The sequence below is a fragment of the Streptomyces barkulensis genome (genome assembly GCF_002843305.1).
Taxonomy (GTDB): Bacteria; Actinomycetota; Actinomycetes; order Streptomycetales; family Streptomycetaceae; genus Streptomyces; species Streptomyces barkulensis.
The window spans coordinates 1-12,979 of sequence record NZ_PGSG01000108.1 but is presented as its reverse complement, the minus strand read 5'-3'; the positions used below and the strand labels follow the sequence as shown (position 1 = coordinate 12,979).

The window sequence follows — 12,979 nt, the reverse complement described above, 5'->3', positions numbered from 1 at the left end:
GGCGGCCACAACCGGTTGAAGCGATGCACACCGGGGCGCGCGAAGACCGGCGCACCCCCTCACAGAGATCCCGTCGCCCCGCTTCGACCCGGACCGCCCGGCGTCGCTCTGTGCGACGGTTTCGTAACCAAGAGCACGCGGGACCCGTTGGAGGGGGCATGGGCTTCACAATCGGCAGCATCCGCGAGATCCGGGAGCTCCGGGAGCTGCGGTCCGGCACCCGGCGCCACCGCCGCGCCCCGGTGGGCACAGCGGTGGCCGAGTACACCGGCCTGTGGGGCTGGGACGTGGTCCCGGGGGCGCGCGCCACGCGCGCCGGCGGCCGGACCGAGTGCTCCTGCGGCGCCCCGGGCTGCCCCTCCCCCGGCGCCCATCCCCTGGACGAGTCGCTGCTGGTGCCGGCCGGCGCGACGCTGGACGAGGCCACCGCGGCCTGGGAGCGGACCCCGGGCGCGGCCCTGCTGCTGCCGGTGGGCCGCGCCTTCGACGTCATCGAGGTCTCCGAGTCCGCCGGGCGCCGGGCGCTGGCCCGGCTGGAGCGGATGGGGCTGCCGCTCGGGCCGGTCGCCGTCACCCCGCACGGCCGCGCCTGGTTCTTCGTGGCCACCGGCGCCGCCGCCGGCCTCCCCCGTCTGCTGTACCGGATGGGCTGGGACGACGCCGTGCTGGATCTGCACGGCCTCGGCCCGGGCGACCACGTCACCGCTCCGCCCTCCGACCTCGGCGGGCTCGGCCCGGTCCGGTGGCTGCGGCCGCCCACTCTGGAGAGGGCCGGCCGTCCCCCGCAGGCCAGGCTGCTGCTGGGCACCCTGGCGTACGTCTGCCACCGCGAGCTGCCCGGTTCCTGAACCCTCCGAGCCCCGCCGGAACCGGGCCCGGGCCCCGCCACGGCCTCGGCCGTGCACGGCGGGGCGCCCGGTGCCCCCGGTGCGTCAGTCGCCGATCAGGGCGTCGACGAACGCCTCCGGCTCGAACGGCGCCAGATCGTCCGCTCCCTCGCCCAGGCCCACGAGCTTGACCGGGACGTTCAGCTCGCGCTGGACGGCGATGACGATGCCGCCCTTGGCCGTGCCGTCGAGCTTGGTGAGCACGATGCCGGTGATGTCCACGACCTCGGCGAAGACCCGGGCCTGGATCAGCCCGTTCTGGCCGGTGGTGGCGTCCAGGACCAGCAGGACCTCGTCGACCGGGCCGTGCTTCTCCACCACCCGCTTGACCTTGCCCAGCTCGTCCATCAGACCGGTCTTGGTGTGCAGCCGTCCCGCGGTGTCGACGAGCACCACGTCCGCGCTCTCGCCGATTCCCTCCTTGACCGCGTCGAAGGCGACCGACGCCGGGTCGCCGCCCTCGGGCCCGCGTACGGTGCGGGCGCCGACGCGCTCGCCCCAGGTCTGGAGCTGGTCGGCGGCGGCGGCGCGGAAGGTGTCGGCGGCGCCGAGCACGACCGACCTGCCGTCGGCGACCAGGACGCGGGCGAGCTTGCCGGTGGTGGTGGTCTTGCCGGTGCCGTTGACGCCGACGACCAGCACCACGCCCGGCCGCACCACGCCCTCGGAGGACACGCCGCCCTCGGTGTGGACGGTGCGGTCCAGGTCGGTGCCGATCAGGGCCAGCAGTTCCTCGCGCAGCAGCGTGCGCAGCTCGGCGGGGGTGCGGGTGCCCAGCACCCGCACCCGCTCGCGCAGCCGCTCGACCAGCTCCTGGGTGGGGGCGACGCCGACGTCGGCGGTGAGCAGGGTGTCCTCGATCTCCTCCCAGGTGTCCTCGTCGAGGTGGTCGCGGGAGAGCAGGGTGAGCAGCCCGCGGCCCAGGGTGTTCTGGGACCGCGACAGGCGCTCGCGCAGCCGCACCAGGCGTCCGGCGGTGGGCGCGGGCACCTCGATCTCGGGGGCCTCGGGCTGCGGGGGCGCGGGAGGCGCCGCCGCCTCCGCGTCCGTCGCCCCGACCGGGGGCTGCGGCAGCTCGACCTCTTCGATGGTGCGGCGTTCCTCCGCGCGGGGAGGCCCGGCCTCCTCGCCGACCTGCGGTTCGGTCGGAGGCGCGGTGATGGTCGGGGGTGGTGCGGAGCGGTCCAGCCGTGGCGTCTTCTTCCTGCGGACGCCGGTGACCACCAGTCCGCCGATCGCCACGACGGCGACCACGGCGATGACGACAACGAGAATGAGGATGTCCATGGTTCCCTAGAGAGTTACCTGCGTCACGGGCAGGGTCTGCCCGCCGCAGAGCCGTTCGGGCCGGGCGAGAAGCTCCTTCGGAGCCGGAGTCACAACGCGTCCCAGTATCGGTCAAGGACGCGGACGAGCGCCGTTCCGGCCCGTGGGCGGGCCAAAGCGGCGCTCGTCGCCGCGGAGGCGGGCCGTGGCGCGGGGCCTGGACTCGGGTCAGCCCATCTCCTCCAGCGCCCTGCCCTTGGTCTCCGGCACGAACTTCAGGACGAACGGGATCGACAGGGCCGCGAAGACGGTGTAGATGACGTACGCGCCCGACAGGTTCCAGTCCGACAGGCTCGGGAAGGTGACGGTGATCAGCCAGTTCGCCAGCCACTGTGCTCCGGCGGCGACGCCGAGGGCGGCGGCGCGGATGCGGCCCGGGAACATCTCGCCGAGCATCACCCAGACCACCACGCCCCAGGAGAGGGCGAAGAAGAGCACGAAGGAGTGCGCGGCGACCAGCGCGACCGTGCCCTGGGCGTCGGGCAGCGTGATGTCGTCGCCGGTACCGCTCTTGAAGGAGAAGGCCCAGGCCGCGGCGCCGAGCGAGAGTGCCATGCCCGCGGAGCCGGTCAGGGCCAGCGGCCTGCGTCCGACCCGGTCCACCAGGAGCATCGCGATCACCGTGCCGACGATGTTGATGATCGAGGTGGTGAAGGAGTAGAAGAACGAGCTGCCGGGGTCGATGCCGACCGACTGCCACAGCGACGCGCTGTAGTAGAAGATCACGTTGATGCCGACCAGCTGCTGGAACAGCGACAGGCCGATGCCCACCCAGACGATCGGCAGCAGGCCGAAGCGGCCCCCCAGCAGGTCGCGCGGGCTCGGCCTGCGCTCGCCGCGCATGCGCTCGCGGATCTCGGCGATCCGGGCGTCCAGGTCGCTCCCCCGAGCCTCGACGTCCGCGAGGACGGCCCTGGCCTCCTCCGTGCGTCCCTGGGCGACGAGGTGACGCGGGGACTCGGGTATGCGCAGGGTCAGCAGGCCGTACAGCAGGGCGGGGACAACCTCGATGCCGAGCATGAGCTGCCAGGCCTCGACGCCCAGCAGGCTGCCGCGCTGCTCACCGTCGGCGAGGTTGAGCACGCCCCAGTTGATCAGCTGGGACACGGCGATGCCCAGCACGATCGCGGCCTGCTGGAAGGAGGCGAGCCGGCCGCGGTGCTCGGTCGGGGCGACCTCGGCGATGTAGGCGGGCGCGATCACCGAGGCCATGCCGATGGCGACGCCGCCCAGGGTCCGCCAGAAGGCCAGGTCCCACATGGTGAAGGGGAGCATGGAGCCGACGGCGCTGAGGGCGAAGAGCACCGCGGCGATCTGCATCACCCGGATGCGGCCGAGCCGGTCGGCGAGCCGGCCCGCGGTGGCGGCGCCGATCGCGGCGCCGATCAGGGCGGCGGCGATGATCTGCGCGAGCACGCCGGAGGCGATGTCGAATCTGCCCCGGATGCCCTCGACCGCGCCGTTGATGACGGAGCTGTCGTAGCCGAAGAGGAAGCCGCCCATCGCCGCCGCGGCGGCGATGAAGACGACGTGTCTGATGTGCTGCTGCCGTCCGGCCGGGGCGCCCGGTCCGTCCGGCCTCACCTGCGCGGTGCTGGTCACGGTGTGTACTCCTGCGATTCCCGGCGGCGGTGCCGGGTGGGGTGCCAAGTGGTTGCCGCCTTTTACCCGGCACGCGCAACCGCATGCCGCCGTTTGAAGGCATGGCCGACCACGCAGAGACTATTCATTCAAAAGTTGAAGTCAATAGATGAGAGTGATCCGACACAGGCTCAGGATGTAACGTTTTCCGTTCGGGAAGTGAAGCAAGGGTGAAGGCCCGCAGGGGCTCTGCCCCATGCTGTTCCGCACCGTCCAGCCCTGTCCCGCGCTGTCCTGCGCTGTCCTGCGCTGTCCCGCGCCGGAGAGGCTCAGCGGAGCCGCTGGCTGATGACCTTGGACACCCCGTCGCCCTGCATCGAGACGCCGTAGAGGGCGTCGGCGACCTCCATGGTCCGCTTCTGGTGGGTGATCACGATGAGCTGGGAACTCTCCTGGAGCTCCCTCATGATCCCGATCAGACGCTGGAGGTTGGTGTCGTCCAGCGCCGCCTCGACCTCGTCCATGACGTAGAACGGGCTGGGCCGCGCCTTGAAGATCGACACCAGTAGCGCCACGGCCGTCAGCGAGCGTTCGCCTCCCGACAGCAGCGACAGCCGCTTGACCTTCTTCCCCGGCGGCCGGGCCTCGACGTCCACCCCCGTGGTGAGCATGTTCTCCGGGTCGGTGAGCACCAGCCGTCCCTCGCCGCCGGGGAACAGCCGGGAGAAGACGCCCTCGAACTCGCGGGCCGTGTCGCGGTACGCCTCGGTGAAGACCTGCTCGACCCGCTCGTCGACCTCCCTGACCACCTGCAGCAGGTCCGTGCGGGTCTTCTTCAGGTCCTCCAGCTGCTCGCTGAGGAAGCGATGCCGCTCCTCCAGGGCCGCGAACTCCTCCAGCGCCAGCGGGTTCACCTTGCCCAGCTGCCGGTACGCCCGCTCGGCCGCCTGCAGCCGCTTCTCCTGCTCCGCGCGGACGAAGGGGACCGGGCGGTTGCGCGGGTGACCGGGGTCCTCGGGCAGCTCCTCCCCCTCGGCGGGAGGCGACGGCGGCACCGGCTGGTCGGGGCCGTACTCGCGGACCAGTACGGCCGGCTCCACACCCAGCTCCTCCAGAGACCGGGTCTCCAACTGCTCGATCCGCAGCCGCTTCTCGGCGCCCAGCACCTCGCCGCGGTGCACGGAGTCGGTGAGCTTGTCCAGTTCCTCCTTCAGCTGCCGGCCCCGGTCGCGTTCGGCGGCCAGTTCGCGTTCCCGCTCGGCCTTGGCGCCGCGGGCGGCCTCCCGCTCCTCCCCGGCCCGCGCCAGCGACACCTCCACATGCGCCAGCAGCTGCCGGGCGCCGGAAGCGACGGCCGAGGCCACCTCCCGCTCGTGCCGCAGCCGGGCGCGCCGGCGCTCCGCACGCGCCCGCGCCTCCCGTTCGGCGCGCGCCGCCCGGTCCAGGGAGTCCGCCCGCCCGGCGAGCCCCTTGACCCTCTCCTCGTGGGTGCGCGCCTGGAGGCGGGCCTCCATCTCCGTCTGGCGGGCGTTGGCACCGTCGGCCGCCAGCCGGTCGCGCACCGAGGTGTCCGGCTCCTCCTCGCCCGGCTGTTCCTCGGCCGCCGCCAGCCGCCCGGCCAGTACCTCGGCCTCCTCACGGGCCCGCGCCAGCGCCTCCTCGGCCCTGGCCACGGCCGCCGCCGCACGCTCGGCCTCCCCCGCCGCGGCCCGCGCCTGCCCGCCCAGCCGCCCGAGGCGACCGGCGACCTGCGATCTCTCCCTGTCGGCCGCGCTGCGCCGCGCCCCCAGCTCCTCGACCCGGGCGGCACACTCGCGCCGCCGCTCCCGGGCCCTCTCCCGGTCCTCGGCCAGCGCCTCGCACCGGCCGTCCAGCTCGGCCAGCTCCGCGGCGGCCTCGTCCACCGACGCCTGTACCTCCAGCAGCGACGGCGCCCCGGCCGAACCGCCCTGCGCGAAGTGGGCGCCGAGCAGATCCCCCTCGGCGGTGACGGCGGTCAGCTCCGGGCGGGCGGTCACCAGCCCCACCGCGTCCTGGAGGGCGCCGACCACCACCACGCCGCGCAGCAGCCGCCGCAGGGCGGGCAGCAGGACATCCGGACCCGACACCAGCTCCGCGGCCCACCGCGCACCGGGTACGTCCAGGGCCCCGGGGGGCTCCTGTGAAGGCGCGCCGCCGAGCACCAGCGCCGCGCGGCCGGCGTCCTGCCCGCGCAGCAGGCGCAGGGCGTCGGCGGCCGCGGCCGGGCCGTCCACGGCCACGGCGTCCGCGGCCGAGCCGAGAGCGGCGGCGACGGGCACCTCGAAACCGGGTGTGACGGTGAGGAGTTCGGCGGCCGGGCCGAGCAGTCCGGCCAGTTCGTCGCCGGCGCCGAGCAGAGCCCCGGTGCCGTCCTTGCGGCGCAGTCCCAGGGCCAGGGCGTCACGGCGGGCAGCGGTCGCCGCGCGCTCCCGCTCGGCGGCCGACAGCGCCTCGCGGGCCGCGCTCAGCTCCGCCTCGGCCTCGGCCAACTCCCGTCCGGCCGCCTCATGGCCCTCGGCCAGCTCGGCGTCGTCCGCGTCCAGGCCCTCCACCTCGGCCCGCAGCGCCTCGTACTCCTCCTGGGCCGCCGCCGCGCGCTCGGCCGCCTCGTCCCGGGCGGTGGCCAGCCGGTCGATCTCGGCCTGTGCGGAGGCGGCCCGGCCCCGGGCGGCGGTGACCTGGCCGTGCAGCCGGGCCAGCCCCTCGCGGCGGTCGGCGATGGCGCGTGCGGCGTCCTTCAGCCGCCGCTCCTCGTCCGCCAGGGCGCGCTCCAGCTCCGCCCGGTGGGCGACGGTGTCCTCCAGCGCCCGGCTCGCCGCCTCCAGCGCGGCCGTCAGCTCCGCCTCCTGCTCGCGGACCCGGGCCGCCTCGCGCTCCATGTCCTCCGGGTCGCGCCCCCGGCGCTCCTCGACGGGCTCGGCGGACGCACTGCGGACCCGGGCGTCGGCCAGGCTCACGGTGCCGCGCACCCGCTCGGCGAGCTGCGACAGCTCGTACCAGGTCTGCTGCGCCTGCTCCAGCCGCGGGGACAACTCCCCGACCTGCTGCTCCAGCGCGGCCTCCCGCCGCAGCACCTCCCCGAGGCCGGCCTCCACCGACTCCTTCCGCTCCCTGAGCGCGGCCTCGTCGGCGAGTTCGGCCTTCAGCGCCGCGCGCAGGGCCACCAGATCGTCGGCCAGCAGTCGCAGCCGGGCATCTCGCAGGTCCGCCTGGATCACCGCGGCCCGGCGGGCCACGGCCGCCTGCCGTCCCAGCGGCTTGAGCTGGCGGCGCAGTTCGTCGGTGAGGTCCTGGACGCGGGCGAGGTTGGCCTGCATCGCGTCCAGTTTCCGCAGCGCCTTCTCCTTGCGTCTGCGGTGCTTGAGGACGCCGGCGGCCTCCTCGATGAAGGCCCGGCGGCCGGCCGGGTCGGCGTGCAGGACGGAGTCGAGCTGCCCCTGCCCGACGATGACGTGCATCTCACGGCCGATGCCGGAGTCCGACAGCAGCTCCTGGATGTCCAGCAGACGGCAGGTGTCGCCGTTGATCTGGTACTCGCTGCCGCCGTTGCGGAACATGATCCGCGTGATGGTGACCTCGGCGTACTCGATGGGCAGTGCGCCATCGGAGTTGTCGATGGTCAGGGAGACCTCGGCACGGCCGAGCGGGGGACGGCCGGAGGGGCCCGCCGTCCCGGCGAAGATGACGTCCTCCATCTTGCCGCCGCGCAGCGACTTGGCACCCTGCTCGCCCATCACCCACGACAGGGCGTCCACGACGTTGGACTTGCCGGAGCCGTTGGGGCCCACCACGCAGGTGATGCCCGGCTCGAAGCGCAGCGTCGTGGCCGAGGCGAAGGACTTGAACCCGCGCAGGGTCAGGCTCTTGAGGTGCACGTATCCGGACTTTACTCCCAGGTGTCTGTTTCACGACCGAGGCGGGTTTCGCCGCTGAACGGGTGGGGCACATCACACGGTAGGCGCCACGGCTCCGGCCGGAAACGACGAAGGGACGCCGAAGCGTCCCTTGCAGTTTTCTCCAGCGGCTTGGCGCTGCGTTCCCCGGACCGGGAGGTCAGGTGAGCGCAGGCTCCGCCTTGGATACGTCGATGCTCTCCAGCAACGAGTCGCCGTGCCGTGCAGCGGCGGCCGACAGCGCGTCGTTCTCGGCCTGGATCCGTACCAGCTCGGATTCCAGGTCCTGAACACGCTGCTGCAGCCGTCGCATCTCGGCGAGGACTCGGGGGTCGGAACCGCCGACGTAACCGAGAAGCGCCTTTGCCATGATGGATGGTCCTCCACACTGAAGTGACCGACCGGAACGGTGGTGGGTCGTGAGGGATTCGCATCCGCGGTTGCCGTTCGGCCTTCGTTACCAAGGCAGAACAGCTGCGGTGCGCGGGGCTTCCAGCGTCTCACCAAAAGTTTTGGCGGTCAACACGATCACGCCACACGCCCCGGCGGCCTTGACTCGACGGCACTCAATCTGCCGGAGGGCTCGCGGGGTCCCGCGGGGGTGACGCTGGCCGCAGCCTTGCACGTCACGCGGGGAAAGGCAACCACTTTGGATCATCGGACCGCGAAGCCCTCGTAGCCGCCGCGCGGCGGACTCCAGATCTCGGTCACGCCTTCGACCCGGCCCGGCGTATCACCCGTTCGGAGCCATGCCAGCAGCAGTTCACAGCGATCGCGCGGCCCTTCGGCGACCACCTGGACCCGGCCGTCGCCGAGATTGAGCGCGAAGCCCTCCAGGCCACCGATCCGCAGCGCGTTGGCCCGGGTGAACCAGCGGAAGCCGACCCCCTGCACCTGTCCGCGCACCCAGGCCGTCATCCGCACGGCCTCCCCGGCCGCGCCTTCGCCGGCACCCTCCGTGTTCGTACCCATGAGCGCACGCTATCCGGGCGCGCGCCGCTCCCACACGCCCCACCCATACGTCCCCGCCCCCTCCCGCCTCCCGGGTTTACGCCGTCCGCTCCTCCGCCCCATGTGGATGCCGTACAGTCACGCCGCAACGGGACTCACTCTTTCGAGTGACACAAGTGACGCCGATCACGTGAGGACTGCAGCAGATGGGACGCCACCGCCGCGCCGAACCGGTTCCAGCACCGGCCCCCGTCACCTCCGACCGCCACGCGGCGGGCGGACGCCACCGCGGTCCGCACCGCAAGCGGAGTGCCGCCCCCGTCCGCACCGGCCTCCTCGGAGCCTCGGCCGCGATGGCGATGGGCGCCGTGGCGGTGGCCTCGGGGGTGCTGCCCGGCCCGAGCGGCGACTACACCGTCGGCGGATTCGCCTCCCCCTCCGGCGTGGCCCCGGACGATCTGCGGGACCTGCGGTCCCAGGGCGCGACGACACCGGCCCCGGACGACCGCGGCGAGGACTCCACCGCGGGCCTCGGCGACGGCCGGGCCGCCTCCCCCGGCGCCGAGCCCTCGCGCGACCGGAAGCCGGAGAAACCCGAGGCCACGCCGTCCGAGAGGGCTGCCGAGCCCACCCCGTCACGCGGCAGCACGCCCCCCGCCGAGAAGTACAGCGCGGGCGACGACGTCCGCGATCCCTCCGGCACTCCCGGCGAGCCCTCCGCCTCCTCCCGGAAGCCCACCACGACCGGTCTTCCCCTCGACGAGGAGACGGCCGCCGAGGCGGAGGTGCTGAGACTGGTCAACCTGGAGCGGGCCGAGGCCGGCTGCCGTCCGGTCACCGCCGATCCCGAACTGGCCGAACTGGCCGAGGACTTCAGCCAGGACATGGCCGACCGGGGGTTCTTCTCCCACACCGGCCCCGACGGCGACACCCCCTGGGACCGCGCCGAGGCGGCGGGCATCGACAACCTCGGCGGTGAGAACATAGCCCGCGGCCAGGCCGACGCACAGGCGGTGATGGACGCCTGGATGGACAGTCCCGGCCACCGCGCCAACATCCTCAACTGCGACTACCGGACCCTGGGCGTGGGCGCGCACTTCGCCGAGGGCGGCCCCTGGTGGACGCAGAACTTCGGCTTCTGAGAATCCCCCAGGTCAGTGCCCTGATCCGGTCCCTGGGCCGTCTCCGGGCCGTCACCAGAGCCCACCGGGCCGCCGAAAACCCGGTCCACAGCGGCACGGGTCCGCGTCTGACTCGTCGGCATCAGGTGCGTGTACGTCCGCAGGGTGTAGCCCGGATCGTGGTGCCCCAGGTACTCGCTCAGAGCCTTGATGCTCTCCCCCGCGTCCAGGAGGACCGAGGCGTAGAAGTGCCGTAGCGCGTGCATGCCGTTCTCCCGCCCCGTCGGCACACCGACAGCCCGAAGTGCCGGCCTCCACACGCGATCGTTGAAGCGGTTCCGGTCCAGCGGCAGCCCGGTCGGGCTGGAGAAGAGGAGCGTCGCCGTCACCGGCGGACCGTCCGGCGTCTTCCACGGCAGCGTGATCTCACACGGCTTGTGTCGCGTGATGTGGTCGGCCAGGACGGCCGCCACGGATTCCGGCAGCGGTACGTCCCGCTCCTTGCCGCCCTTGGGCGGGGCGAACACCGGCCGGTTGTCCAGCAACTTGACCTGGCGGACGACGTGCACCAGGCCGCCGAGGAAGTCGAGGTCCTCCACGGCCAGGCCGAAGACCTCCCCCTGCCGCAGCCCACAGCCCGCCGCCAGCTCGACCATCGCACGGTAGCCGTCCGGGAGCTGCGAGCGGACCGCCATCACACGTTCCTCCGACCACGGCTTGACCTTGCGCGGGTCGGGCCGGGGAGCCTTGACCGACCGGGCCCGGCACGGGTTCTCGCGGATCACGCGGTCCTCCACGGCAGCGGTGAAGACCGTCGAGACGTGCGCGAAGATCACCCGGCGGTAAGCCGGGGACAGTCCGGCGTCCTCCATCTGCCGCATCCACAGCCGCAGATGCGACGGCTGGATCGTCCCCATCGTCCGAGAGCCCAGGTACGGGACCGCGTGCAGCCGTAGCCGCATCTCGACGGATCCCCGCGTAGCCGGGTCGGTGGTCTGCGTCTTGATCCAGTCCGCGACGTACTCCCGGAACGTGACACGGCCCGACGCCGGATCGACGTAGTCACCCCGCGCCAGGTCGGCCCCGATCTTGGCGAGCCAGGCTTCCGCCTTGCGCTTGGCTTTGTCGGGGAAGGACTGGCTCTTCTCCGTGCCGTCCGGGGCGACGTACCGGGCGCGGTAGCGCAGGCCGGTGCCGTGCCGGTCGGTCTTGACCTTGACCGGCTTGCCGTCCGGGCCGGGCACGGTCTTGAACCAGCGGTCTTGGATGTGTCCGGCCATCAGGCAGCCGCCTCCATCTGCTCGGCCACCCAGCGGCGCACGTCTTCGGGGTCGAAGCGCAGATGACGGCCGACCCGGAAGCCGCGGGGACCGGTGCGCTTGCGACGCCACTGGTAGACCGTCTCAACCGGCACGCCGAACAGGTCGGCCACGTCCAGCGGGGTCAGGTAGCGGGCCGGGAGCGGACGGGCCATGGTCACCACTCTCCTTGTGCTTCGAGGTCTGCGCGTGCTTCGCGTGCTGCGTCGCGGGATGCGCGGATGTCGCGGGCGATCTGGGAGGCGAGCCAGGACTCGCCAGCGGTGTGGCCGTGCCCGGCGTAGGCCCAGTGGGCGACGGTCAGCACGGTCGCCTCGGGGTGGGCGTCGGGGTCGGGCAGGCCGAGGGCGGCGCGTTGTTCGGCGGCGCGGTAGTCGGCGCGGACTTGGCGCAGCGCGCCGAGGGTGGTGGAGTAGCGGCGGGATTTGGTGGAGAAGTGGCCGCGGAAGCCGAGCATGTGCGCCCACTGGCGCAGCTTGCGGTCCGGGTAGAGCCGGTGCAGGTCGAGGCAGGCCGCGATCAGCCGCTTGGGATGCTCGGGAATGTCCAGCAGATCGAGGGCTTCGGTGTTGCCGATCCGGTGGTCTACCGTGCCGGTGGTCTCGGCGGCTTTGGTGGCGTACTTGGCGACGTAGGAGGCGACGGCCTGTTCGGTGATCTCCCCGCCGTCGAAGGCGCTGATGGGCTGGATGTCGAGCTGGGTGCCCCAGCGCAAGGTTCGGGCGGGCTGGGTGCCGGCGGCGGGCACGGTGACGGCGACGCGGGCGGCGGCGGCGCGGATGGCGTTGGTCAGCAGCTCCACGGTGGCCCACTGGGGCGGGGCGGAGTCGGGTCCGTCGGGGCCGTCGAAGCGGATGACGGCGTGGAAGTGGACCGCGCCCCGGCGCTGGTACTCGGCGACCTTGCCGAAGGCCACCCGGAGCACCTGGTGGCAGGCTTTCTGGGTCCGTCCGGTCTGGCGGGCGACTTCCCGGCGCAGGTAGATGGTGAAGTACCGCCACAGCTCGGAGGCGTGGTTGTTCCACAGCACCGCGCCCGCGTAGTCGTAGGTGTCGGGGTCGAGCGGGGTGCCCAGCTCGGGCGCGTTCTCGCGGTGGCGGGCACCGCAGCGGCACCGGCCGCGGGCGGGACGGTTGTGCACCGGGCCGAAGGACGGTGCGGTGAGGGTGGCGAAGACGCGGGGGTGGTCGCGGACGGCCTCGGCCACGCCCTTGGAGCGGTCGCCGGTCAGTCCGGCGCGGATGAGGTGAAAGGTGTCTCCGGCGTAGGTCCAGGCGCAGGACGGGCAGCGCGAGGCGCGGCGGTTGCCGCAGGCCACCCGCAGGCGTCCGCCGGGCTCACCGTCGGTGGAGTAGGCGTGCAGGACGGTGCCGGTGGTGCGGTCGAGGGTCTTGGTGGAGCCGGTCAGGTGGATGGGGTCGGCGCAGCCGCCGGTGCGGCGCACCTGCTCTTGCCAGCGGTCAAAGCCGGGGGACCCGGCCACCCGCAGGAAGTCCTGCCAGGTGATCGGGTCCACTCCCGCCAGCGTGGCGGCGTCGGTCATGGGCGCGGTCACCGCCCGGCGCGGATCAGGACGGTGGCGCGGGGGGCGTGGCCGGTGCCTCGGCAGGCCGGGCAGACCACGCGGACGGTCACGCGGGTGCCGTCGCGGTGGCGGGTGCCGGTGGTGATGGCCACGGCCGGGAAGCCGTCGCAGTCGCGGCAGATCGGCCGGTGCGGAGCGTGCTGGGGCATGATGAGGTCCTCTCTTTCGGATCTGCGGATCTGGAAGGGAAAGGAGGCGTCCGGGGCGGCGGAAACTTGGCGGTTGAGGCCGCCCCGGAGGCCGTTCAGCGGCGGTGCTGGTTGTTGAGCAGGGAGCGCAGGACGACCGCGCACAC

The 12,979-nt window shown here is 73.1% G+C and carries 11 protein-coding genes; 2 read left to right on the top strand and 9 right to left on the bottom strand.

What is annotated here, in order from left to right; translation table 11 throughout:
* Window positions 1-158 precede the first annotated feature (158 nt).
* Window positions 159-848: a bifunctional DNA primase/polymerase gene (locus CUT83_RS24010; RefSeq protein WP_101257932.1), complete on the top strand. Its 690-nt coding sequence runs from the start codon at window positions 159-161 to the stop codon at window positions 846-848.
* Between the two features lie 84 nt (window positions 849-932).
* On the opposite strand, the gene ftsY is transcribed toward CUT83_RS24010, so the two are convergent.
* From ftsY to CUT83_RS23985, 5 genes are all read right to left on the bottom strand, one after another.
* Entirely contained in the window at window positions 933-2,174 is a 1,242-nt protein-coding gene (gene ftsY, locus CUT83_RS24005) for a signal recognition particle-docking protein FtsY (RefSeq protein ID WP_093850648.1), read from the bottom strand.
* A 207-nt stretch (window positions 2,175-2,381) separates the two neighbouring features.
* The gene (locus CUT83_RS24000) at window positions 2,382-3,815 is read right to left on the bottom strand and encodes a sugar porter family MFS transporter (RefSeq protein WP_101257931.1); all 1,434 of its coding nucleotides are present in this window, start codon (window positions 3,813-3,815) and stop codon (window positions 2,382-2,384) included.
* Between the two features lie 308 nt (window positions 3,816-4,123).
* A complete protein-coding gene (gene smc, locus CUT83_RS23995; RefSeq protein ID WP_101257930.1) occupies window positions 4,124-7,690 on the bottom strand; it encodes a chromosome segregation protein SMC in 3,567 nt (1,188 codons plus the stop codon).
* A gap of 178 nt (window positions 7,691-7,868) precedes the next feature.
* The gene (locus tag CUT83_RS23990; protein WP_093662111.1) at window positions 7,869-8,078 is read right to left on the bottom strand and encodes a hypothetical protein; all 210 of its coding nucleotides are present in this window, start codon (window positions 8,076-8,078) and stop codon (window positions 7,869-7,871) included.
* 284 nt (window positions 8,079-8,362) lie between these two features.
* Window positions 8,363-8,680: an acylphosphatase gene (locus CUT83_RS23985; RefSeq protein WP_101257929.1), complete on the bottom strand. Its 318-nt coding sequence runs from the start codon at window positions 8,678-8,680 to the stop codon at window positions 8,363-8,365.
* 185 nt (window positions 8,681-8,865) lie between these two features.
* Here CUT83_RS23985 and CUT83_RS23980 point away from each other — a divergent pair, with 185 nt between their 5' ends.
* On the top strand, window positions 8,866-9,801 hold the full coding sequence (locus tag CUT83_RS23980) for a CAP domain-containing protein (protein ID WP_101257928.1): 936 nt from the start codon (window positions 8,866-8,868) through the stop codon (window positions 9,799-9,801).
* Here CUT83_RS23980 and CUT83_RS23975 read toward each other — a convergent pair.
* The 4 genes from CUT83_RS23975 to CUT83_RS23960 are packed head-to-tail and all read right to left on the bottom strand — an operon-like array spanning window position 9,729 to window position 12,833.
* Window positions 9,729-11,060, bottom strand: coding sequence for a tyrosine-type recombinase/integrase (locus CUT83_RS23975; RefSeq protein ID WP_101257927.1), 1,332 nt, complete (start codon window positions 11,058-11,060; stop codon window positions 9,729-9,731). The genes CUT83_RS23980 and CUT83_RS23975 overlap by 73 nt on opposite strands.
* Window positions 11,060-11,254, bottom strand: coding sequence for a helix-turn-helix domain-containing protein (locus CUT83_RS23970; RefSeq protein ID WP_101257926.1), 195 nt, complete (start codon window positions 11,252-11,254; stop codon window positions 11,060-11,062). The genes CUT83_RS23975 and CUT83_RS23970 overlap by 1 nt, the downstream gene beginning before the upstream one ends.
* Before the next feature lie 2 nt (window positions 11,255-11,256).
* Entirely contained in the window at window positions 11,257-12,642 is a 1,386-nt protein-coding gene (gene repSA / locus CUT83_RS23965) for a replication initiator protein RepSA (protein ID WP_101257925.1), read from the bottom strand.
* Between the two features lie 8 nt (window positions 12,643-12,650).
* Entirely contained in the window at window positions 12,651-12,833 is a 183-nt protein-coding gene (locus CUT83_RS23960) for a hypothetical protein (RefSeq protein WP_101255827.1), read from the bottom strand.
* Window positions 12,834-12,979 lie beyond the last annotated feature (146 nt).

What these genes read in the sequence shown, in the direction of transcription:
- CUT83_RS23985 (WP_101257929.1), bottom strand. Translation starts at nt 8,680, where the DNA reads ATGGGTACGAACACGGAGGGTGCCGGCGAAGGCGCGGCCGGGGAGGCC.
- CUT83_RS24010 (WP_101257932.1), top strand. Translation starts at nt 159, where the DNA reads ATGGGCTTCACAATCGGCAGCATCCGCGAGATCCGGGAGCTCCGGGAG.
- ftsY (WP_093850648.1), bottom strand. Translation starts at nt 2,174, where the DNA reads ATGGACATCCTCATTCTCGTTGTCGTCATCGCCGTGGTCGCCGTCGTG.
- CUT83_RS23990 (WP_093662111.1), bottom strand. Translation starts at nt 8,078, where the DNA reads ATGGCAAAGGCGCTTCTCGGTTACGTCGGCGGTTCCGACCCCCGAGTC.
- repSA (WP_101257925.1), bottom strand. Translation starts at nt 12,642, where the DNA reads ATGACCGACGCCGCCACGCTGGCGGGAGTGGACCCGATCACCTGGCAG.
- CUT83_RS23960 (WP_101255827.1), bottom strand. Translation starts at nt 12,833, where the DNA reads ATGCCCCAGCACGCTCCGCACCGGCCGATCTGCCGCGACTGCGACGGC.
- CUT83_RS23970 (WP_101257926.1), bottom strand. Translation starts at nt 11,254, where the DNA reads ATGGCCCGTCCGCTCCCGGCCCGCTACCTGACCCCGCTGGACGTGGCC.
- CUT83_RS23975 (WP_101257927.1), bottom strand. Translation starts at nt 11,060, where the DNA reads ATGGCCGGACACATCCAAGACCGCTGGTTCAAGACCGTGCCCGGCCCG.
- CUT83_RS23980 (WP_101257928.1), top strand. Translation starts at nt 8,866, where the DNA reads ATGGGACGCCACCGCCGCGCCGAACCGGTTCCAGCACCGGCCCCCGTC.